Origin of the sequence: Polynucleobacter sinensis, assembly GCF_001595985.1 — a bacterium.
GTDB classification, from domain to species: Bacteria; Pseudomonadota; Gammaproteobacteria; order Burkholderiales; family Burkholderiaceae; genus Polynucleobacter; species Polynucleobacter sinensis.
The window spans coordinates 214,580-235,708 of sequence record NZ_LOJJ01000002.1 but is presented as its reverse complement, the minus strand read 5'-3'; the positions used below and the strand labels follow the sequence as shown (position 1 = coordinate 235,708).

Sequence of the window (21,129 nt, the reverse complement as noted above, 5' to 3'; positions counted from 1 at the left end):
AGCGGGGGTTTTTAGGGCTACGGGCTCAGGACTACGCGCTTATTAAGTCAATATCAAGCTTTTCTGACGGGAGATGTCGATCTAGGACGTTTTTTTGCACACTGGATCTCAAGAAAATATCTTATGCCCCATTTCAGCCCTATATCCACCAGAGCCCCCAGTCTGGAAGTGCGTGCAAATGGATTTATTTTGCTTGAAGTCTTAATTCTGATGAGTTTGATCGCGAGTAGCTGGATTGCTTTGGGTCAAGCCTATCAAACATTGGGTCTACGTTTTATGCGGGAGCAGGAAAAGCGTATTCATATTAAACAGGAATTAGACCAACATGAAATCGCTCAATCTGTATTTGCCAAACAAAATGATCCAAGTCCAAAGAGCTCGCTAAATGAGTCTACTCGAGTGTCTCGTCGGCATGGCCATGTCCCTGATTCTGGTCGCACCATTGTTAAAAAATAGTGGTGAGCTCATTGCTAAACAAATGGAATACGAGAAGGTACAGCTCTTGACTCAAGATGCGGATCGGGCCTTGGAGTTAATCGGCAGATCCATTCGGATGGCAGGCTATCGTCGCGCGGAATCCTTTCAACATCCCACTCGGAATCAGGTTCGTCAGCGTGAATTGATTCAGATTCATAAAAGTGTGGGCTATCAACGCTCAGATTCCTTGATGGTTCAGCATGAGCTGTCTCAAGGAATTGATTTTGATTGCATCGGTAATGTACTGTCAGGCGATCGCACTAGAAATCATTTGGCACATCAAGGATTTGTGGTGGAGCGTCAAGCCATGGCGCCAAAAGGGATACGTGTCAACGGCGGATCCTTGATTTGCCAATCATTAGACCGTCAGGGTCGATTGCAAAATACAACCCTCATGAATGGCGTGCATCGACTATTGATTGAGCGGCAAGGGAGCAGTGCCCATCAGGTCTTCAAGGTAATTTTAGAAATGACCGATGGGGGTCTGATTCATCGTCAGTTTGAGCGTACTTTTTTTGCCCGCAATCTCTGATGATCATTGCCTGGGTCTTATCGCTTTTGGTCTTATTCTCTTCCTTGGTGGCCTGCTTAGAACGCTTGAGTGCAATTGAAATCATTGGCACAAATTCTGTGGTGGAGTCTGGCAAAAGATTCATCGCATCTGAAAAGGCGCTCTTACAGTGTGAGCAACACTTATCTCAAATTGCTCTACTTGAAAATTCTGCTTGTCATATTCGGTCAGTAGGTAAACATCTTTGGTTGATCTCTAGTATTGAAAAGCCCCATTTAGAAATTTTGGTTCATTTGGATGAAAATACTAATCAGGTCAGTCGTTTGAATTGGCGTCAACAATTTGAGTGATCGATTGCTTAAATACTGGAGTCAGGAGCAGGGCGCCAGCTTGCTTGAGCTCATGGCAGTAGTGTTATTAGTTGCCATGATGGCAGTCTTCACCATGCCGCTATTGCATCATCAAATCGCCGTTCGTGAAATCGACACTATTGCTAGACGATTTGTCGCTCATGCCCAATTTGCCAGGGGCCAAGCATTGACGTTGGGAGAAAGCGTGCAAATTGTCCCCGTGCATGGAAATCTTTGGGAAGAGGGCTGGCTGGTAAAAAGCGTTTGCAAGCCATCCTTACAAAAGCATTTTTGTACCGAGCGCCATTGGTTTTCTCAAGGAGCAATAGATCCAATTTACTTTAAGGGTGGTGGAAAGCAGTTTATTGACCCCCATTCCTCTAGGCGGGGCATTACCTTTAATGCGGCCGGCGCCGCTAAATCGGGTCAAGGTGGTTTTGTGGCAAATCGCTTGATATTGGGACATGATCAAGATCCCAGTCTGGAGCGGCAGATGATCTTGAGTAGTGGTGGTCGATGGCGCATTTGCGACCCCAGCAAGGATTCAAGGGGATGTAGGTAAATTTGGCGGACTTGCCCACAATCGGTTTTAATAGACCCATGTACAGCGCAGTCGACCACCAGTTCATGAGCCAGGCTTTGGCCGAAGCTCAAAAATCTCTCTATTTATCCAACCCCAACCCTAGGGTGGGTTGCGTCATTGTCAAACAAGATCAAGTCATTGGCGTTGGTCATACGCAGAAGGTGGGCGGCCCTCATGCCGAAGTGCAGGCTTTGGCCAATGTAAAGGCCCAAGGTTTTGATCCACGCGGATCCACGGTGTATGTCACGCTTGAGCCGTGTAATCACACTGGCAGAACACCGCCCTGTGTAGATGCCTTGATTGCCGCTCAGCCTGCAAAGGTTATTGTGGCCATGTCAGATCCCAACCCCTTAGTGGGCGGCAAAGGCTTGGAGCGATTAAAGGCAGCGGGTATTGATGTTCGTTGTGGTCTATTGGAGCAAGAAGCTCACGCTTTAAATCGAGGCTTTATCTCACGCATGACTAGAGGCTTGCCCTGGGTGCGAATGAAAATCGCCGCCAGCTTAGACGGTAAAACAGCGTTGCCAAATGGGCAAAGTCAGTGGATTACCAATGCACTATCGAGAGCTGATGGGCATCATTGGCGTGCGCAGGCCTGTGCGATTTTGACTGGTGTTGGAACGGTAAAAGAGGATGACCCTACCTTAAATGTGAGGGATGTCGAGACTGAGCGTCAGCCCTGGAAAGTGATTGTTGATTCCAAATTAGAAACACCGCTCAATGCAAAGGTCTTAGATGCTGCAGAGTCTGGTGTGATCTTGATATGCGCTTCACTAGATTTACCTCAGGCTCAAGAAAAGGCAAAAGCATTACAAGCGCAGGGGGTTGAGGTAATTGCCATGGCTAATGCGCATGGCAAGGTAGATTTACCGAAGCTATTTGCATATTTAGCGCAAGAACGTCATATGAATGAAATTCATATTGAAGCGGGCTTTAAATTAAATGGCTCTCTATTGCGAGAAGATTGTGTAGACGAGTTGTTGCTTTACTATGCCCCATTCTTCATGGGTGAGGGGATGGGTATGGCTAATACGTCGCCACTGTCAGAGCTCAAGCAACGACAAGATTGGCAAATCATAGATCAGTGTGCATTTGGTTCTGATCTGCGTTTACGCCTGCTCAAGCCTTAAACAATTTTTTATTGAACTAATACAAACTAAAGTCAGATTATGTTTACTGGAATCATTACAGCTGTTGGTCAAATTCAGAGTGCTCAAGCAAAAGGTGATGGCTTGCATTTAGTTGTTCAAGTTCCCGCTGCGTACCTTGATGACGTCGCTTTGGGTGACAGTATTGCCATTCAGGGTGCTTGCATGACTGCAACAGAATTAACGGATAGCACCTTTGCGCTGGATATCTCCCGCGAGTCTCTGAATAAGACCGTAGGTTTGGATAAGGTCGGTCCCGTCAATCTAGAAAAAGCCTTGCGCCTTAATGATCGTCTCGGCGGTCATTTAGTCAGCGGCCATGTGGACGGTGTTGGTAAGGTTGCTAAATTCGCTGCTGTTGCCCAAGATCCTTACGGTTCATGGCTATTGCAGATTGAGGCTCCAAAAGAGCTCGCACCATTTTTGGCTTACAAGGGATCGATAGTTGTTAATGGCGTTTCTCTTACGGTAAACAAAACGCAAGATACACAAGATACCTGCTTGGTAGATATCAACATCATTCCCCATACACTGGAGAACACGACATTAGGCAAGTTGATACAGGGTGATGCGGTTAATCTCGAAGTGGATTTAATCGCGCGTTATGTTGCGCGGATGCTAGAAACCCAGAAGTAATCTAGGTTAAATCGTTACTTTTTTTGGTAGCGCGTTGGATCGCTTAAATGCGCTTGTTCAAACCCAACTTGCCTTAAACGACAAGACTCGCATTCACCACAAGCTTCGCCCAAATCATTGGCTTGATAGCAGGAAACGGTTTGGGAGTAATCTACTCCTAGAGTCGTTCCAAGCTGAATGATTTCCGCTTTGCTCATGCTAATGATGGGCGCGTGAACACGAAAGCGATTGTCATTATGAATAGCTTCTACACCAGCTTTGGTGGCGAGATTGGCCATGGTCTCAAATGAGGCCACATACTCTGGACGACAATCGGGATAGCCGGAGTAATCGACCGCATTAGCGCCATAAAAAATATCGAGACCCCCCAGAGATTCTGCCCAGCCTAGTGCGAGAGACAACAAGATCGTGTTTCGCGCGGGCACATAGGTGATAGGGATTTCTTGATCTTTACCTGGGGTAATCGGCACTGCGATTGTGGAGTCAGTCAAAGCCGAGCCGCCAAAGCGAGTCAGATCTAAATTTACTATTTCGTGACGGATTACACCCATCTTCTTGGCAATATGTTTTGCTGCTGCTAATTCAGAAGAATGTCGTTGCCCATAACTTACTGACAACACATATGGGGAATAACCTAGGTCTTTTGCCAAGGCGAGAATCGTGCTGGAGTCCAACCCACCAGAAAACAGAATGACCGCGGGTGCGCCAGGTTTGCGGGGGGCGAGATTCTGAAACGCGGCAGATAAGGAAGACATGACGCGTTGAGCTTACTTGATTGCAGCGTTGAGTTGCTGAGCGTCTTTAGCCGATTCAGTATCTGGATACTTGCTGATAATTTCTGCGAAGGTTTTTTTAGCTGCCGCCTTATTACCACTTTCTAATTGTGCATTACCGAGTGTCAGCATTGCTGATGGAATGCGTGGATGACTTGAGTAGCGTTTAATTAGACTTTGTAATTGAGCAATGGCGCCGCTGTAGTCCTTGTTAGCGTACTTACTATTACCGCTCCAGAAAAGCGCAAGTGGCAAATAAGGGCTTTTAGGATAGCGATTTGCAAAGGCTGAGAATCCCTCGTCGGCTTTCTTAAGATTGCCGGCCTGGAAAGCCTTGAGAGCGTCATCGTAGGCTTTTTTCTCATTGGGCTGCACTGTGCCAGTAACGCCTTCAATCGTGGCGGTGCGGGGCTCAAAATTACCAAGGCGTGTATCGAGATCTTGGTAGTAGGTCTTTTGGCTGCTGCTGATATCTTCGCCTTGCTTCTCTAAGTTCTCGACCTTGCCGCGTAACTCCGCATTTTCTGCTTTGAGTTTCTCAATCTGGTTTTGTAAATCCATTTGCGTAGTCGCCAATGATTTACGTAAATCTAAAATTGCCTTACGCGCATCATCGTCAGCAAAGAGTGCCCAAGCATTATTCGATAGGCAAAGAGTCGCGGCGCTTAAACAAAACGCTCGTAAGAGCGTTTGTTTAAAAGAGGTGGATGGCTTAGGTAGCTTATGCATGCCTATTGCTGATTAGTTTGTGATGTAAACGATATCAGCGCGGCGATTCTCGGCCCAGGCGGCTTCGTTATCACCCTCTGCTTTTGGTTTCTCTTTACCAAAGCTGACTGCTTCCATTTGGTCATCAGAAACACCCATCAAATTGAGTGACTTGCGAACCGCATCAGAACGGCGCTGGCCTAAAGCCAAGTTGTATTCAGCTGTACCGCGATCATCGGTATTGCCTTGAATAATGATCTTTTGCTTCGGGTTCGCCTTCAAGAAGCTTGCATGGGCAGACAATTGTTGTTGGTATTTTGTCTGAACAGTGTATTCATTGAAACCAAAGTAGACGCTACGCTGAAAGAGTGGACTCTTAGGATCATTCCATGGCTGAGAACCAAAGTTTCCGCTATCACCGCCATTCGCGCCATTGACATCATCTAATTTAACGCTAGAACATGCCGCTAAAAATATTGTGCTTAGGCCTACAAGAGCGAGGGTGGCAGTACGGCGTGCGATAGAGATTTTCATAATCAGTCCTTTTCCTACAAATGAGGTAACTAAATAAGCTAATAGCCAATATTATGCCCCTAAGAACGTAATATTGGCTACCTGAGCAGAAAGCGCTAACCTCGCCTGACTTAGTGTCGCTGACTCTTAGTCCATAAATGGACCCCAGGATGGCTGGCGCACATCAGATCCTGGGATGCTTAATACCTGTTTAGAGTTGCCATCTACCGAGACCGCTGCCAAGACTCGCTTACCACCTAGCTTGGTGGAATAGAGAACGTAGCGGCCGTTTGCGGCAAAAGACGGGGATTCATCGCTGCTGCCATCTGTGAGCGCTTGCGAGTCGCCGGTAGCAAGGTTGAGGATATAAAGGCGGAAGGCGCCACCAATATTAGCGATATAGGCCAAATATTTACCGTCTGGTGAAATCCTGGGTGAAGTCACAAAGCCCTGTTTGAAGGTAATGCGCTTTGCCCCTTCTACCTGTTCACCTTCAGCGCTCATGCGATAGATTTGTGGATTACCGCCGCGATCACTGGTGAAATAGATATAGCGACCATCAGCAGAGTATTGAGGCTCAGTATCGATGGTGGAGCCGCGAGTCAGTCTGTGTAAGCCCGTGCCATCCGCATTGATGCCATAAATCTGCGTGTTCCCATCTTTGGAGAGGGATACTGCGAGTTTCTTGCCATCTGGCGACCATGCTGGCGCGCTATTGTTTCCCTTTTGGTTGGAGAGGGAAATCCGGCGGCCAGTAGCGAGTTCATGGACATAGATCACTGGCTTGCGATCCTCAAATGAAACATAGGCCACTTTTTTGCCATCAGGAGACCATGATGGAGAAATAATTGGCTCACCGCTGTTCATGGCATTGCGAATATTTTGACCATCGGCATCTGAGATAACCAGGCGATAGCGCTTACCTTCTTTGATAACGTAGGAAAGGCGTGTCGAGAAGATGCCACGTTCGCCTAATAGCTTGAAGATGATGTCATCCGCAATTTTGTGTGCGGCTGCGCGTAAGTTATCAGCGCTAGAGTTGAGATTAAGACCACCCAAGCTTTGTGATTTGCGCACATCAAACAATTTGTAACGAATCTCAAACTGGGATGCGCCTGTTTGTACTACTGAGCCCACTACTAAAGCGTCTGCTCCACGCGCCGCCCAAGATTTGTAGTTTGGAGTGCCCTCATCACTTTCACTGGCGTTACCATTCTCGGTATTTTTAAAGTAGCCACTGCGTGCCAAGTCCTGACGAATAATTTCCGTCACGCTCGTGGGTAACTTGTTTTCATCTTTAAAGCGCATCACTGCGATGGGGTAGAGCGACTGACCAACACCAGTAATCTCAATATTCATTTGCGCCATTGCGGGTGTGATGACACTCGCGCATAACACTGTAAAAATAGTCGCGCTTATGGATGCGATTTTGCGGATGAATTGCAACATGCTTTAGTCCTTAGGTTTAAAGGTCAGCTTTACTTCTCTTTGAGGAATTTTGCCATTGTCATCTTTTGGCAGGCTTTCTGCGCGAGTGAGTGCGAGCAATACTGCGCGATCCCAGCCCGTATTGCCGCTAGAGCTTACAAGATCCGTGCTCAAGATTGCACCATCAGGTGCCAGATTGACTTTAACAACCGCCGCAGGATTGCCGCTTACGGATTCTGGATTAAATACGATAAGCGGCTTCACTTTTTTAATAACCTTATCAGTCCAGCCGGGAGGGGCATTACCACCAGCGCCGACACCACTTCCACTGGTGCCACCGCTACCACCTTCAGCACCAGCGGCCGCGCGAAGACGGGCCAATTGATCAGCGCGCACTTTTTCAGCGGCAGCATTCGCTTTAGTGTCTGCTGGAGTAGCTGCTTTAGGAGTCTCTACTTTTTTGGCTGGCTCTGTCTTTTTGGGCTTCTCTTTTTCCTTCTCCTTTGGTGGAGTCGGTTTGGTTTGCTTAGGAGTTTCTTTCACCACTTCTTTTTTAGGAGGCTCTTTTTCAACTGGCTTTTTCTTGATTGCGATGTCAGCCGCTTCTTCTTTCATCTCGGTTTTGACTTCCGGGGCAGCAGGCGTTTCCACTTGTTGACTGGCATCCCATAACTCGACCTCTACTCCTGAAGGTGTTGAGTTATTCCAGCTGATACCAATCATCAGAAATGCCAGCAAACCTAAGTGCGCAGCCAGAGAAAAACTAAAAGCACGTTTAGTACTTTCGTTTTTTGTCAAACGACCTCTTGTGAAGTGCGATTGAAAAGTTTGCGCGCTATTCATGTATCAAAGACAGGGGGCTTATTGACTCTTTACCGCAAGACCAACGCGCTTGACACCGTTTTCTTTTAACTTGGACATCACATCCATGACTACTTCATATTTAATGGATTTGTCAGCAGCAAGAACTACAGGTTGATCTGCAGACTTTTCTGCTTGTGATCGCGCAAAGGCGCCAAGTTCAAACTTGTTCAGGGTTTGAACGGGATCACCATCTTTGCGAACAATGACATTCTCATTGGCATCAATTGTTAAGAACACTGGTGGCAGGGATTGAACCTTGGCGCCACCAACAGTAGGGAGGTTCACCACCCCAGGATTGACCATAGGGGCTGTGACCATGAAGATCACGAGCAAGACCAACATCACGTCGATGTAGGGCACCACATTAATGTCGGACATCGCCCGACGCTTTGAAGATTTTCGCAGTGAGCCAGCCATGCTTATTTACCTGCAGTCTGACGTTGCAAGATATTAGTGAACTCTTCGATAAAGGATTCAAAGCGGATGGAAAGGCGATCCACATCAGTAGCCGCGCGGTTGTAAGCGACTACTGCTGGAATGGCGGCAAACAGACCAATGGCAGTGGCAACCAGGGCTTCAGCAATACCAGGGGCTACCGCTGCGAGCGTGGCATTTTGTACGTTTGCCAAGCCCCGGAAGGCATGCATGATTCCCCAAACCGTGCCAAAAAGGCCGATGTATGGAGAAACTGAGCCTACAGAGGCTAAGAACGGTAAATTTGCCTCGAGCATGTCCATTTCACGCTGGTAGGTCGCTTTCATGGCGCGGCGGGCGGCATCGATTTCACGAACCTTCATAAACTCCTGCATCCCGGCCTCAAAGATATGCTCCAGAACCGCATCGCTACGGGTATTGCGCTGAGCAGCCTCTAAGAGGGTGCCGAGGTCTCCGCCAGACCAAAAATCGCGCTCAAAACGCTCTGTATCGCGTCTAACACCCCGCAGGATGGCGGTTTTCTTGAAAATAATGGTCCAAGAGGCCACGGACATCCCCAGTAATAACAACATTACTAACTGGACTAATAGGCTGGCATTGAGGACTAGGGAGAGGAATGAGAGGTCTTGTGTAGGTGTCATGGTGGATTTTGTATGATGTAGGTTGATTTTACTAAGTTAATTCACTTAGTAATCCAACTTCTTCAGGATTATTACTATGTTTGACCGTCAAAATACTTTAGCCAAAACCGACCCAGAATTGTGGGCAGCGATTCAGAATGAAAATAAGCGTCAAGAAGACCATATTGAGCTGATCGCCTCTGAGAACTACACCTCCCCAGCAGTGATGCAGGCCCAAGGTTCCCAGTTGACCAATAAGTACGCTGAAGGTTATCCAGGTAAGCGCTATTACGGTGGATGTGAGTTTGTGGACGTAGCTGAACAATTAGCCATTGATCGTGTCAAGGCCCTTTTTGGTGCTGAAGCAGCAAACGTACAGCCTCATTGTGGCGCCTCCGCTAACCAGGCGGTCTTCCTAGCCTTCTTAAAGCCTGGCGATACTTTTATGGGTATGAGCTTGGCAGAAGGTGGTCACTTGACCCACGGCATGGCATTGAATATGAGCGGCAAGTGGTTTAATCCAATCGCTTATGGCCTAGATAAAAATGAAGAGATTGATTATGAGCAAATGGAGCGTTTGGCTCGTGAGCACAAACCTAAATTAATCATCGCTGGCGCATCTGCTTATTCCAAGAAGATTGATTTCGAACGCATTGGTAAATTAGCGAAAGAAGTGGGCGCGATTTTTATGGTGGATATGGCTCACTATGCAGGTTTAGTAGCTGCTGGCGTATATCCAAATCCAGTACCCCATGCTGATATCGTGACTTCAACTACCCATAAGAGTTTGCGCGGCCCTCGTGGCGGCATCATCTTGATGAAGGCTGAGCATGAGAAAGCCATTAATTCTGCTGTATTTCCTGGTTTGCAAGGTGGTCCTTTGATGCACGTGATTGCTGGTAAGGCAGCTGCGTTTAAAGAGGCGTTAGAGCCTGGCTTTAAGGATTACCAAAAGCAAGTAGTCGCAAATGCTAAAGCCTTGGCTGAGACCTTGATTGAGCGTGGCCTGCGCATTGTTTCTGGTGGTACAGATTCTCATGTGATGTTGGTTGATTTGCGTGCCAAGAAAATGACTGGTAAGGAAGCTGAGCGCGTATTGGGTGAGGCACACATCACTTGTAATAAAAACGGTATCCCAAATGATCCAGAAAAACCGATGGTGACTAGCGGAATTCGTTTGGGTTCACCAGCAATGACAACGCGCGGTTTTAAAGAAGCTGAGGCACGTCAGGTGGGTAATTTCATTGCGGATGTTTTGGATAATCCAAATGATCCAGAAAATATCGCCAAGGTGCGCGCGCAAGTTGCCGAGTTGACTAAGCGTTTCCCGGTATACGGCTAAGAGTGAATTTCTAGAGCTAAAGAGAGTATTCATTGCGCTGCCCTTTTTGTCACAACGACGATACCCAGGTATTAGATACTCGGGTATCTGATGAAGGCGATACGATTCGCCGCCGCCGCCGTTGTGCTAAATGCGATAAACGATTTACGACCTACGAACGTGTTGAGTTGGTTCTTCCGGCAATCGTCAAAAAGAATGGCAGTCGCGTTGAATACAGTCACGAAAAATTAGTGAGCTCAGTTAAGCTTGCCTTGCGTAAGCGTCCTGTCTCCTCGGATTCTGTTGATGAATCCATTGCTCGTATCGAAGAAAAATTACTCAGCTTGGGCGAGAAAGAAATCCCAAGCGAGCGTGTTGGTGAATTAGTGATGCGTGAGCTTAAACGCTTAGATAAAGTCGCATACATCCGCTTTGCTTCTGTCTATAGAAGCTTTGCAGATATTGAGTCCTTTGAGAGCGCGCTCAAAGAGTTGAAGTAGGGGTTTTGAGGTCTGGATCTCTCAACTTTGATTTCTTGGTTTTTCCTCCAGTCTGTTTGATAAATTCTTCCAGGTCTTTTGTGGCTAGCGCTCCACAGCGGTAAAGACCATACATGGTTTCGCGAATTTCACGCATGATTCTGCTATCTGATTTTTGATCTGCGATAGTTCAAATTTAGCATCAATAAGTCATCCTCTGAATTGAAATAAATAGCTATTTCCATTGGGTGGTCTTTGAGCTTATACTGTAATTGATTGATTACAATTTAGCCATGTATAAAATCAAAAAAATGGCTGAGTTCGATGTTTGGTTTTCTGAAATACGTGATTCTTTGACTCAGCGCAGGTTGGGGGCTAGGCTACGCAAAGTAGCTCTAGGAAATTTTGGTGATATTGCTCCAATAGCTGATTCAAAAGGAATCTGGGAGATGCGTGAGCACTTTGGAGTAGGTTGGCGTATGTATTACGTTAAGCGTAATCAAGTGGTAGTGGTTATGTTAGGTGGAGGCTGCAAGGCTAGTCAAACTGCAGACATAAAAGCTGTCAAAAAATTACTGGAGTCACTGGAGGATTAAATGACAAAAAAGAAAAAGATAAAGATAGGTGATTTACCCGACTTTGATGTTGTGGATTACTTAAAAACGGATGCGGACATTGCGGAGTACCTAACAGTGGTTTTGGAGGACGGCGACCCCGCTTTATTTGTCGCCGCAATTGGTGATATCGCAAGGGCAAAAGGAATGACTGATATTGCTAAAAAAAGCGGGGTTACTAGGGAGTCTCTTTATAGAGCCCTAAAGATTGAGGCTCGCCCAAGATTTGAGACTGTCACAAGAGTAATACATGCTCTAGGTATGAAGTTGAGTGTGCATGCTTAAATAAAAAAAGGACTGCATTGCAGTCCTTTTTGCTTTTGCAGAAAAGAAATTATTTCAGTTCAGCAAAGATAGAAGCAGTGATATCTTCAACGCTACCTGTTCCGCTAACTTTACGATAGGCTGGAGCTTTTACTTTGTCGGCAGCATTGCTTTGGGTTGCCCAGCTTGAGTAGTACTCAACTAGTGGACGAGTTTGGTCGTTGTAGACCTGCAAACGTTTGCGAACAGTTTCTTCTTTGTCGTCATCGCGCTGAATCAATGCTTCGCCAGTGACATCATCTTTACCCTCGACCTTTGGCGGGTTAAAGGTGACATGGTATGTACGACCTGAAGCAGGATGAACACGACGACCACTCATGCGATTAATGATCGCATCAAAGGGAACATCGATTTCGAGAACGTAATCGATTGGTACGCCAGCATCTTTCATGGCTTGCGCTTGAGGAATGGTTCTTGGGAAGCCATCAAACAAATAGCCCTTGCTGCAATCGGGTTGAGTTAGGCGGTCTTTAACCAAGCCAATAATGATGTCATCGGAAACGAGGCCGCCTGCATCCATAATTTTTTTGGCGGCGATGCCAAGTTCGGTTCCAGCCTTCACGGCGGCACGCAACATGTCACCGGTTGAAATTTGTGGAATGCCAAATTTTTCGCAAATAAATTGAGCCTGTGTGCCTTTACCAGCACCCGGTGCACCGAGCAGAATTAACCGCATTGTTTTCCCCTTAGAAGACCTACATTGTCCCGTATTTTCCCCGGTTCATTTGTGACTAATTCCTAGGATTATCCCCGAGAAGCCTGCGGGCTCCGGATTCTGGCTTAAGCGGCCAAGATGCGGCGAACGCGCTCCAGATCCTCAGCAGTATCGACCCCAGCTGGCGGGGCTTCGCTAGCGGTATAGACGGCAATTCGATAGCCATTCCAGAGGGCGCGTAGCTGCTCTAAGGCCTCTGCTTGCTCTGGTGGGGCTGGCTCAAGACGGGTATATGCCTGTAAAAAGTCCGCCCGGTAGGCATAAATGCCTAAATGGCGTAAGTGGGTGATATTTTGGCTTGACTGTGGATCGCGTACAAAGGGGATGCTGGCTCTCGAGAAATAGAGTGCCTCACCGGATCGATTGAGAACCACTTTGACAACATTGGGGTTGCTAATTTCTTCGGCGTGACTGATGGGGACTGCCACAGTGGAGATAGCACATGCAACGTTGTCAGCCAAGGTTTGGGCAACCTGATTAATGAGTTCCGGAGGAATGAGTGGTTCATCGCCTTGAACGTTCACCACCAGGGTGTCTGCCGGCAGTTTGAGTAGTTGTGCCACTTCTGCAATTCGGTCAGTACCAGTGAGATGATCAGCGCTAGTTAACAAGCACTCAATACGATGTTCATCACAGACTGCTTGAATTTCGGCAGAGTCAGTAGCAACGACGACGCTTTGTGCCAAGGACTCTTGGGCGCGTTCAGCAACCCGAATCACCATGGGCTTGCCGCCAATATCAGCCAACGGTTTACGTGGCAAGCGGGTCGATCCCAACCTTGCCGGAATAACGACTAAAAACTCGGGAGGCTGATTACTCATCTGATATCAATGGGACTTAACTCAATTTACTGCATTCATCGGCGGAGAGGCTACGCGCCTCTTCAACTAACATTACTGGAATGTCATTACGAATTGGGTAGGCTAAGCGATCGGCTTTGCAAATGAGTTCATGCTGTTCGTTATCCAAATGCAGAGTACTTTTGCATAAAGGGCAAACCAAAATATCTAACAAGCGCTTATCCATGTCTTCTCTTTGCTATTTTTTATAAAGTGTATCGATTTGGATCGGGTCTTTGCAAAATCGACTGCAACCAATCTGCTAATGCATTTGGAATCTCTAGGCTCATTGGAACAACCCAAATACGCTCATCGCCTATTGAGGCACATTTTACGGCATCCTTTTCTGTGATGAGGATGCATTCAGCATGAATGGCAGAGAAAAATTCCGCAGTGAAGGTGCTGTGATCTGGCAAGCCAATGCATTTACCCGCAATGCCGTGTTGGAGTAAATCGTCAAAAAAGCTTTTTGGATTACCAATAGCTGCCACAGCGGTAATTTTATTTGGTAGATAGGTGTCAGCGATGGCCTCAAAAGACTGCGTATGACTTGGGTCTATGAGTTGATAGGGCGTTCCTAGTTGGCTGCTGAATGTAAATGCGCGGCGGCCCAAAAAATAATCGTTGCTTGCGCTTGGGACTGCATTCTTAGTAGTCATTAAGGTCGCATCACGATCTCGTGTGGCGCTCTCTCGTAGGGGGCCAGCTGGTAATAAAAATCCATTGCCTTCACCGCGTTGATCGCGCACTACGAATTCAATATCACGACCGCCCTCTCTGGCGGGCCAGCGAGCCAGGCCGCGATGTTGCAGGCCATCATCACTAATAATGACATTGACTGCGGGATGCGCCTTCAGGAGTGAGTCAATACTTTGCACCCGTTTTGAGTGCACCCAAATCGGAAATCGATCCTGGGTACGCTTAGCAATCAAAACAGGCTCATCACCTACTAATGCAGGATTGGAATTGCTATGCACATGAATGGGTTTGCTTGAAGAAGATGCGCCATATCCTCTGCTGATAATTCCGGGTGTCCACCCCATGCGCGCCAGACGTTCTGCAAGAGCAATAACGATAGGTGTTTTACCAGTGCCGCCAACGCGAATGTTGCCAACAATGATGACGGGTACCGCTTGAGGTTTGCGACTGGTAAAGCCTAAGTCATAGATGAGATCAAGGCCGCGATTGATTAAGCCGTAGAGCCAAGATAAGGGCCACAAGACTAGGCTTGTTGGGCCACGCCTCTCCCAAAAATGAGGAGCCTTATTCAAATGAAGTAGGCGAGAGGTGTGTTTGCTTGAGGACATTAAGTATTGATGAGAAAAATCATAAATGCTGATTGTGATTTATTTCTTAGTTTGGCTACTAAAAACAATATTAGATAAATTGGCATCACGTGCCGACTCTAAGGCAGTCATCACTGCTTGATGCGGTGCTCTCGTATCTGCATCGATATTGACTTGAATGTTGCCATCTTTGGAAGCATTTTGATTTAACGCATTAAGTGTATTGCTCAGTTGATTACGATCGGTCACTTTGCCGTTAATAGCAAAACGCCCATCTCGACTGACTGCAATATGAATTTGTCTCACTTCTGTTTGGCTGGTGCTGCCATTAGCGGTTGGTAGAGTGATGGCTAATTCCTGATAGCGCGTGAAGGTGGTGGAGATCATCAAAAAGATCAGCACTACTAGCAGCACATCGATAAACGGAATCAGGTTGATCTCAGGCTCTACGGGAGCGGGGCGCGTGCCAAGTGAGAAGCGTCCTGATGGTTGGGATCTCAGTGCTAACCAGTTCATTTTCCAGCGACCGAATTAGTATTAATATTGTTGGCGTTGTTAGGGTAGAGCTTTTTAAATAACTGGCGGGTGAATTCTTCACACTCGAGCTGACGCTGATTTGCCATCGCCCGCAAACCACGCCAAGCTGCTAAAGCAGGGATGGCGATCAATAAACCAAAGGCAGTGTTGTAGAGCGCCACAGAAATTCCATGTGCGAGTTGTTGTGGACTACCAGCGCCACCATTGATTGCGCCTTGGCTGCCAAAGATTTCAATCATGCCAACTACAGTACCAAAAAGACCTAGCAAGGGGGCAACGGTTGCAATGGTGGCTAGAGCGCCTAAATAGCGATCTAGCTTTAACCAAGTCGCTTGAGCGCTTGCTTGTAATTCTTCTACGGCGTCATCTGCGCAATTGCCAGCAAGCTTTTCCCGTAAAACACAGGCAAAGAGTGAGCCTATGGGTGAAAGCTGGCTTAATGCAGCAATTTCGTTATTGGAGATGGTTTTTTGCTGAGAAATAGCATCAGCCGCCCCAAATATGGATTCCAGGCTATCTTTGGGAAATAGATGAATTTGGCGCAAATACCAAGCCCGCTCCAGAATGATTGCTAGCCCGATGATCGAGATAATGAGTAGTGGCCAAATGGGCCAGCCGGCAGACAGTAAGATTGAGTACATAAGCTCAGTACTTTAGCTGAATTGATAATGGGTTTTCACAAAGGGGTCCTGTGGATAACTCTGTGCAAAACTTTTCAAGATGTGCGTTGTAAGTCCTTGATTAACCGTGAAATCGTGTATTTTGGGGGCATCTAGCTGTAAATGAGCCATAAAATTTATTTATATAAATCAATGACTTATATTGATATTGTTGGATTTATGAGACGTTTTGGGTCAGTAATTACTTACTTATGGGTAATAAAGTGAGGATGTATCAGCTTCTGTGGATATTTATTTGTCGCTAGGCCTTATGGTTGCGTAAAAGAAGAGAAAAAATGTCGGAAATATCAAGGGAAATTCTGAGTGTTGGCGATCTAAACCGTGCCATTGCGAGCTCTTTGGAAGAGCGCTTCGATGCTGTTTGGGTTAGCGGGGAGATTTCCAATTTCAAAGCTTATGACAGCGGCCACTGGTACTTTTCCCTTAAGGATGAGGAAGGGCAGATTCGGTGCGTCATGTTCCGGGGTCGCAATGGGCAGGTTGGGTTTATGCCCCAGTCTGGCGATTTAGTGGAAGTTGCTGCCAACGTCGGATTTTATGTTCCTCGGGGCGATATTCAGCTCACAGTTCAGAGCATGCGCCGCGCCGGCATGGGTGGACTATATGAAGCTTTTCTCAAGCTCAAAGCCAAATTGGCTAAAGAGGGTTTATTTGATGCTGAGAACAAACGCCCTATCCCTAGTCATCCCAGAGCGATTGGTATTGTTACCTCGCCTCAAGCAGCCGCACTCAAAGATGTCTTGAGCACACTGGCTAGAAGAGCGCCACATATCCCCATCGTGATTTACTCAACCTTGGTGCAGGGGCCAGATGCACCCCCTGGAATTATTGCTGCCCTCAAAGCTGCTGAACAAGAAAATGTGGTTGATGTCATTTTGTTGGTGAGAGGCGGTGGAAGCATTGAAGATCTCTGGGCATTTAATGATGAGAAGCTGGCTTACGCAATTGCGCAATCACCAATCCCCATTGTCTGCGGTGTTGGCCATGAAACCGATGTGACGATTGCGGACTTTGTTGCCGACTTGCGGGCGCCAACACCGACTGGTGCAGCGGAACTTGCGGCTCCGAGGCGCGATCAAATGCTGCAAGAATTAGATGCCATCATGCAAGCACTCTTGCAAAGAGTAAGCCAGCGTGTGGAGCGAGAGGCGCAAACCTTAGATCAACTGGCATTGCGATTAAGTCATGCTCTACCAAACCCTGATCGTATGCGTGAGCAAATTACCAGTTGGCAGCAGCGACTCAATCAAGCATGGGCGGTTCGTGTAGAGGGTTGGAAGCGTAACCAAGGACACTACCAATCCCAACTTGAAATGCTCAACCCCCAAAGAACATTAGAGCGAGGGTATGCGGTAATTCTGAGTAAAGAAGATCAGGCGATGCATGCGGTGCGTAATCCCAAGGAGCTTAATACGACAGATGCATTCCAGGTGCGTTTAGCTGAAGGTCAACTGGACGTTCAGTTTTCTAGGATGGATCCAAAGTAATAAATAACCATTTTTCGTTTGTGTCAATCGTATAGCTATGATCTATGGCGAGCAAGAAAGTTAGGCACACCAAAGGTGAAGCCAGTACACGTTGTTCTAAACCTTGCTTTGGCCTAAATTGTGCTGTTGTCAAAAAATATTTGGCTCAATCTCAAGCTCCACACCAAAGACTTCTTGTACCTTTACTTGAATCGATTTTGCTAGCTGGAGAATATTCTCAGCTGTGCCATCGCCATGATTCACTAAAACTAAGGCTTGGTTTTCATAAACACCAACAGGTCCAATGCGTTGACCTTTAAAGCCGCACTGATCAATCAACCATCCTGCTGCTAACTTACGTTTACCAACCCCCTCTGGATAGGAAATAAGTTTGGGGTGCTGTTCAATGAGATGTTTGTATTGAGCCTCGCTAATGATGGGGTTCTGAAAAAAACTTCCCGCATTGCCAATGACTTTGGGGTCAGGCAATTTCTTTGATCTGATAGCGCAGACCGCATCAAAAATCTCTTGAGCGCTTGGTGTCGGATCGGTATCTGAAAATTGCTTTACTAGATCAGCGTATTGCAGTCGCGGCTTCCAAGCTTGAGGGATTTTAAAAGCGACCTTTGTCACGATATATCGATGGGGATTTTGTTTAAAGTAGCTATCGCGATATGCAAAATGGCATGCCTCTTTCGAGAGAGTGACAAAGGCATGGGCCACAGAATCAAATGCTTCGATGCTATCAATGTAGTCGGCAATTTCTGCGCCATAGGCTCCAATATTTTGAATGGGCGCGGCACCAACTGTTCCTGGAATAAGGGCGAGATTTTCTAGGCCCGGAAGATTTTGCACCAGTGTCCAGGCTACAAAGTCATGCCAATTTACCCCGGCACCTACTGTAATGACAGTGTGATTTGCGTTTGACTGGGTAATGTCATGTCCTGGAATATTCATTAGGAGGGTTACGCCAGATAGCACTCTAGGCAAAATGACATTGCTACCCCCGCCGAGGACTCGCCAAGGCAATTTTTTCTCGCTAATTTGCTGCATGAGTCCCGGGATCTGTTCCGCTGCACTGATTTCATAGGCCAATTCGGCATAGACCTCAAACCCAAAGGTATTGCGCTGCTTGAGCGCCATATTGGGCATCAATTTTGGTGGGATGGGCGCATTTTGTGCGGAGTTCATGCCACAATCTTATTCGCAATCGTATTTACTGCGGTCTTTCCTCTGAAAATTGCCGAAAGCCCCAGTAGATTTGCCAGAATAAAGTAGCCAAGATTATCAAGATTACCCAAGGAGTTGATATGCCATCATTTGACGTTGTATGCGAACCTGACATGATTGAGTTGAAAAACGCAATCGAGCAGTCCAATAAAGAAATTACCAATCGTTTTGACTTCAAGGGCTCTGATAGCCGTGTTGAGCAAAAAGATGAGACTCTGATCTTGTTTGGTGATGACGACTTCAAATTAGGTCAGGTGCGCGATGTCTTGATCAGCAAGATGGCCAAACGTAATGTGGATGTCCGCTATCTCAAAGATGACAAAACTGAGACTATTGGTGGCGATAAGCGCAAGCAGACCATGAAAATTCAGAAGGGCATTACGTCTGAGCTATCTAAGAAGGTGGTGCGTATCATCAAGGATAGCAAGATCAAGGTGCAGGCCAGTATTCAGGGTGATGCAGTCCGTGTCACTGGCGGTAAGCGTGATGATTTACAAGAAACCATGGCCTTGCTCAAGAAAGAGGTAACTGAAGCGCCTTTGGGCTTTAACAACTTCCGTGACTAAAGATGCGTTAAAGATTGCGCCAGCAAGCCAGGAAGCCATTGAGCGCTTTTGCGATGCTTGTTGGCTTGAAGATGGGTTGGCTCAAAATAGTTTGTCGGCCTATCGTCGCGATCTTTTGCTATTAGCTCAGTGGCTCTTTCAAGACTCTGGCGCTGATCTCTATAGCGTCACAGAAAAAGATCTCACCGCTTATATTGCGCATCGACGCTCTGATAAGGCCACAACGGCTAATCGGAGATTGACTGTATTTAAACGTTTCTATCGCCATGCACTACGCATGAACTTGGTCAAGAGCGATCCCTGTATTGGTTTGCGTGCCGCCAAGCAAGCCTTACGTTTTCCTAAGACCTTAAGCGAAGATCAGGTCACTGCATTGCTGAACGCTCCTGATGTTGAGACACCTTTGGGATTGCGTGATCGCACCATGCTGGAATTAATGTACGCCAGTGGCCTGCGCGTCTCCGAGATTGTTTCTTTAAAGACGGTTGCCTTGGGACTTAATGAGGGTGTGATCCGAGTTGTGAATGGCAAGGGTGGCAAAGAGCGCTTAGTTCCGTTTGGTGGAGAAGCGGGTCAGTGGTTGCGTCGTTATTTAGCTGAGGCGAGAACACCATTACTGGAGGGTAAAACCTCAGAGGCAGTATTTGTAGGGCGGCATACGGGCACAGGGTTAACTCGGCAAGCCTTTTGGGCTCTCATTAAGCGTTATGCCACGATTGCCAACATCCCTGTGGCCTTGTCACCTCATACCCTGCGCCATGCATTTGCTACGCATTTGCTCAATCATGGGGCCGATTTAAGGGTGGTGCAGTTGTTGTTAGGACATGCCGACATTTCTACGACGCAAATCTATACCCATGTGGCAAGGGAGCGTCTGAAGACGATTCATCAGCAGCATCATCCTAGGGGGGCATGAGATGCATGTTGCACCAGGCGATTATCTAATGTGCAATAAGTGTTTAAGATAGCAATATGAATTTCACCATAGATCTTTTATTAATTCCAATCGCCTATTTGATTGGTTCTGTTTCATTCGCAGTGGTGGTGAGTAAGTGCATGCGCTTACCCGACCCTCATTCTTATGGTTCAGGTAATCCAGGCGCTACTAATGTGCTGAGAACAGGTAATAAGTTGGCTGCCGTCTTGACTCTCATTGGCGATGCTTTGAAGGGTTACTTCGCAGTGATGTTGGCGCGCGTTCTTCTAGGCGATGAGTCGTTAACTTCTACCTTAAATTCGTGGCTGTTGTGCGGGGTAGTGCTTGCTGTGTTCTTGGGGCACCTCTTTCCGATATTTCATGGTTTTAAAGGTGGCAAGGGTGTTGCTACTGCCTGCGGTATTTTGTTTGGCATTAATTGGATTTTGGGATTAGCCACATTAAGTACGTGGATGATTGTGGCCATGTTCATGCGCTATTCTTCACTTGCTGCCTTGGCCGCCGCTGTCTTTGGCCCAATCTACTTTGTATTTTTGTTTGGGTTTCAGCCGATGGGTATCGCGCTATTGGTGGTTTGCTGTTTGTTGATCTGGCGTCATCACAGCAACATTAAAAATCTCATGAATGGCACTGAATCCCGTATTGGATCTAAGAAGAAAGCGCAATCATGACAATTGCATACTGGTGTGTTCTTTTCATGGGATTATTTCCGTATGTAGCGGCTGGGATCGCTAAAAAAGGCTTTGAGGGGTATGACAATGCAGCACCGCGTCAATGGCTAGCACAGCAGACAGGATTTAGAGCGCGCGCTAACGCTGCACAAGCCAACCTCTTTGAATCTCTCCCATTATTTTTTGCTGCAGTAATCATTGCATCGATTGCTAATGCACCTCAATACAGAATCGATCTGCTGGCACTGGGCTTTGTTCTTGCAAGAGTAGCTTACTTAATTTGCTATGTTGCTAACTGGCCTACAACGCGATCCATTGTTTGGTTAGCTGGTTTGGCTTGTGTTGTAGCAATTTTCTTTCAGATCTAATTCGTAGCAATAAGTCACAACTGAACACTATAGAAATCACGAGACAACAC

The 21,129-nt window shown here is 46.9% G+C and carries 30 protein-coding genes; 15 read left to right on the top strand and 15 right to left on the bottom strand.

The features are described 5' to 3' along the window. The first annotated feature begins 123 nt into the window (after window positions 1-123). Genes AOB49_RS11985 through AOB49_RS03290 form a run of 6 tightly spaced genes read left to right on the top strand, consistent with a single transcriptional unit; the run spans window position 124 to window position 3,705 of the window. Window positions 124-456: a type II secretion system protein gene (locus AOB49_RS11985; RefSeq protein ID WP_156471320.1), complete on the top strand. Its 333-nt coding sequence runs from the start codon at window positions 124-126 to the stop codon at window positions 454-456. Beyond that, on the top strand, window positions 386-1,009 hold the full coding sequence (locus AOB49_RS03310; RefSeq protein WP_062307908.1) for a PilW family protein: 624 nt from the start codon (window positions 386-388) through the stop codon (window positions 1,007-1,009). Before AOB49_RS11985 ends, AOB49_RS03310 begins: the two co-directional genes overlap by 71 nt. Next, entirely contained in the window at window positions 1,009-1,338 is a 330-nt protein-coding gene (locus AOB49_RS03305; RefSeq protein ID WP_062307904.1) for a hypothetical protein, read from the top strand. Before AOB49_RS03310 ends, AOB49_RS03305 begins: the two co-directional genes overlap by 1 nt. Further along, the gene (locus AOB49_RS03300; protein WP_245640597.1) at window positions 1,331-1,900 is read left to right on the top strand and encodes a GspH/FimT family pseudopilin; all 570 of its coding nucleotides are present in this window, start codon (window positions 1,331-1,333) and stop codon (window positions 1,898-1,900) included. The genes AOB49_RS03305 and AOB49_RS03300 overlap by 8 nt, the downstream gene beginning before the upstream one ends. A gap of 38 nt (window positions 1,901-1,938) precedes the next feature. Further along, complete coding sequence (ribD, locus tag AOB49_RS03295) at window positions 1,939-3,051, top strand: bifunctional diaminohydroxyphosphoribosylaminopyrimidine deaminase/5-amino-6-(5-phosphoribosylamino)uracil reductase RibD (RefSeq protein WP_062307901.1); 1,113 nt, start codon at window positions 1,939-1,941, stop codon at window positions 3,049-3,051. 39 nt (window positions 3,052-3,090) lie between these two features. Further along, window positions 3,091-3,705, top strand: coding sequence for a riboflavin synthase (locus AOB49_RS03290; protein WP_062307898.1), 615 nt, complete (start codon window positions 3,091-3,093; stop codon window positions 3,703-3,705). Window positions 3,706-3,719: 14 nt separating this feature from the next. Here AOB49_RS03290 and queC read toward each other — a convergent pair whose 3' ends face one another. From queC to tolQ, 7 genes are all read right to left on the bottom strand, one after another. Further along, window positions 3,720-4,460, bottom strand: a complete 741-nt coding sequence (gene queC, locus AOB49_RS03285) for a 7-cyano-7-deazaguanine synthase QueC (RefSeq protein WP_062307895.1) — start codon at window positions 4,458-4,460, stop codon at window positions 3,720-3,722. Between the two features lie 12 nt (window positions 4,461-4,472). After that, the gene (ybgF, locus tag AOB49_RS03280) at window positions 4,473-5,207 is read right to left on the bottom strand and encodes a tol-pal system protein YbgF (RefSeq protein WP_062307891.1); all 735 of its coding nucleotides are present in this window, start codon (window positions 5,205-5,207) and stop codon (window positions 4,473-4,475) included. A gap of 12 nt (window positions 5,208-5,219) precedes the next feature. Next, window positions 5,220-5,720: a peptidoglycan-associated lipoprotein Pal gene (gene pal, locus AOB49_RS03275; protein WP_062307889.1), complete on the bottom strand. Its 501-nt coding sequence runs from the start codon at window positions 5,718-5,720 to the stop codon at window positions 5,220-5,222. A 126-nt stretch (window positions 5,721-5,846) separates the two neighbouring features. Next, a complete protein-coding gene (gene tolB, locus AOB49_RS03270; RefSeq protein WP_062307886.1) occupies window positions 5,847-7,148 on the bottom strand; it encodes a Tol-Pal system beta propeller repeat protein TolB in 1,302 nt (433 codons plus the stop codon). A gap of 3 nt (window positions 7,149-7,151) precedes the next feature. Continuing rightward, a complete protein-coding gene (locus AOB49_RS03265; protein WP_245640596.1) occupies window positions 7,152-7,925 on the bottom strand; it encodes a cell envelope integrity protein TolA in 774 nt (257 codons plus the stop codon). Between the two features lie 63 nt (window positions 7,926-7,988). Continuing rightward, window positions 7,989-8,408 (bottom strand): protein TolR, encoded by a 420-nt coding sequence (gene tolR, locus AOB49_RS03260; RefSeq protein ID WP_062307883.1) that lies wholly within the window; start codon window positions 8,406-8,408, stop codon window positions 7,989-7,991. A 2-nt stretch (window positions 8,409-8,410) separates the two neighbouring features. Continuing rightward, window positions 8,411-9,067 (bottom strand): protein TolQ, encoded by a 657-nt coding sequence (gene tolQ / locus AOB49_RS03255; protein ID WP_062307879.1) that lies wholly within the window; start codon window positions 9,065-9,067, stop codon window positions 8,411-8,413. A gap of 76 nt (window positions 9,068-9,143) precedes the next feature. On the opposite strand from tolQ, the gene glyA reads away from it, so the two are divergent. Next, window positions 9,144-10,388, top strand: coding sequence for a serine hydroxymethyltransferase (gene glyA / locus AOB49_RS03250; RefSeq protein ID WP_062307876.1), 1,245 nt, complete (start codon window positions 9,144-9,146; stop codon window positions 10,386-10,388). Window positions 10,389-10,420: 32 nt separating this feature from the next. Next, complete coding sequence (gene nrdR, locus AOB49_RS03245) at window positions 10,421-10,867, top strand: transcriptional regulator NrdR (protein ID WP_046329561.1); 447 nt, start codon at window positions 10,421-10,423, stop codon at window positions 10,865-10,867. Here the strand turns inward: nrdR and AOB49_RS11980 are convergent. Further along, the gene (locus AOB49_RS11980) at window positions 10,851-11,003 is read right to left on the bottom strand and encodes a hypothetical protein (RefSeq protein ID WP_156471319.1); all 153 of its coding nucleotides are present in this window, start codon (window positions 11,001-11,003) and stop codon (window positions 10,851-10,853) included. The genes nrdR and AOB49_RS11980 overlap by 17 nt on opposite strands. A gap of 136 nt (window positions 11,004-11,139) precedes the next feature. Between AOB49_RS11980 and AOB49_RS03240 the strand changes: the two genes are divergently transcribed. Beyond that, on the top strand, window positions 11,140-11,442 hold the full coding sequence (locus AOB49_RS03240) for a type II toxin-antitoxin system RelE/ParE family toxin (protein WP_062307873.1): 303 nt from the start codon (window positions 11,140-11,142) through the stop codon (window positions 11,440-11,442). After that, window positions 11,443-11,745, top strand: coding sequence for an addiction module antidote protein (locus tag AOB49_RS03235; protein WP_062307870.1), 303 nt, complete (start codon window positions 11,443-11,445; stop codon window positions 11,743-11,745). 49 nt (window positions 11,746-11,794) lie between these two features. Here AOB49_RS03235 and adk read toward each other — a convergent pair whose 3' ends face one another. The 6 genes from adk to AOB49_RS03205 all read right to left on the bottom strand — a co-directional run bounded on the left by adk (window position 11,795) and on the right by AOB49_RS03205 (window position 15,802). Further along, window positions 11,795-12,460: an adenylate kinase gene (gene adk / locus AOB49_RS03230; protein WP_062307866.1), complete on the bottom strand. Its 666-nt coding sequence runs from the start codon at window positions 12,458-12,460 to the stop codon at window positions 11,795-11,797. Between the two features lie 104 nt (window positions 12,461-12,564). Continuing rightward, window positions 12,565-13,320: a 3-deoxy-manno-octulosonate cytidylyltransferase gene (gene kdsB, locus AOB49_RS03225; protein ID WP_062307863.1), complete on the bottom strand. Its 756-nt coding sequence runs from the start codon at window positions 13,318-13,320 to the stop codon at window positions 12,565-12,567. Window positions 13,321-13,336: 16 nt separating this feature from the next. After that, a complete protein-coding gene (locus AOB49_RS03220) occupies window positions 13,337-13,525 on the bottom strand; it encodes a Trm112 family protein (protein WP_062307861.1) in 189 nt (62 codons plus the stop codon). Between the two features lie 19 nt (window positions 13,526-13,544). Beyond that, entirely contained in the window at window positions 13,545-14,645 is a 1,101-nt protein-coding gene (gene lpxK / locus AOB49_RS03215; RefSeq protein ID WP_062307857.1) for a tetraacyldisaccharide 4'-kinase, read from the bottom strand. Window positions 14,646-14,684: 39 nt separating this feature from the next. Continuing rightward, window positions 14,685-15,140 (bottom strand): ExbD/TolR family protein, encoded by a 456-nt coding sequence (locus tag AOB49_RS03210; RefSeq protein WP_062307855.1) that lies wholly within the window; start codon window positions 15,138-15,140, stop codon window positions 14,685-14,687. Continuing rightward, window positions 15,137-15,802 carry a MotA/TolQ/ExbB proton channel family protein gene (locus AOB49_RS03205; protein ID WP_062307852.1) on the bottom strand — a complete coding sequence of 222 codons (666 nt, stop codon included), beginning with the start codon at window positions 15,800-15,802 and terminating at the stop codon, window positions 15,137-15,139. Before AOB49_RS03205 ends, AOB49_RS03210 begins: the two co-directional genes overlap by 4 nt. A gap of 314 nt (window positions 15,803-16,116) precedes the next feature. Here AOB49_RS03205 and xseA point away from each other — a divergent pair, with 314 nt between their 5' ends. Continuing rightward, entirely contained in the window at window positions 16,117-17,328 is a 1,212-nt protein-coding gene (gene xseA / locus AOB49_RS03200; protein WP_062307850.1) for an exodeoxyribonuclease VII large subunit, read from the top strand. A gap of 129 nt (window positions 17,329-17,457) precedes the next feature. Here the strand turns inward: xseA and murB are convergent, their stop codons facing one another. Continuing rightward, a complete protein-coding gene (gene murB / locus AOB49_RS03195) occupies window positions 17,458-18,498 on the bottom strand; it encodes a UDP-N-acetylmuramate dehydrogenase (RefSeq protein ID WP_082784038.1) in 1,041 nt (346 codons plus the stop codon). A gap of 119 nt (window positions 18,499-18,617) precedes the next feature. Here murB and AOB49_RS03190 point away from each other — a divergent pair, with 119 nt between their 5' ends. The 4 genes from AOB49_RS03190 to AOB49_RS03175 are packed head-to-tail and all read left to right on the top strand — an operon-like array spanning window position 18,618 to window position 21,079. Continuing rightward, complete coding sequence (locus AOB49_RS03190) at window positions 18,618-19,103, top strand: YajQ family cyclic di-GMP-binding protein (protein WP_062307848.1); 486 nt, start codon at window positions 18,618-18,620, stop codon at window positions 19,101-19,103. Continuing rightward, a complete protein-coding gene (gene xerD / locus AOB49_RS03185; protein ID WP_062307845.1) occupies window positions 19,096-20,019 on the top strand; it encodes a site-specific tyrosine recombinase XerD in 924 nt (307 codons plus the stop codon). The genes AOB49_RS03190 and xerD overlap by 8 nt, the downstream gene beginning before the upstream one ends. Before the next feature lie 56 nt (window positions 20,020-20,075). Beyond that, complete coding sequence (plsY, locus tag AOB49_RS03180) at window positions 20,076-20,711, top strand: glycerol-3-phosphate 1-O-acyltransferase PlsY (protein WP_062307843.1); 636 nt, start codon at window positions 20,076-20,078, stop codon at window positions 20,709-20,711. Then, entirely contained in the window at window positions 20,708-21,079 is a 372-nt protein-coding gene (locus AOB49_RS03175; RefSeq protein ID WP_062307840.1) for an MAPEG family protein, read from the top strand. Before plsY ends, AOB49_RS03175 begins: the two co-directional genes overlap by 4 nt. Window positions 21,080-21,129: the final 50 nt, after the last annotated feature.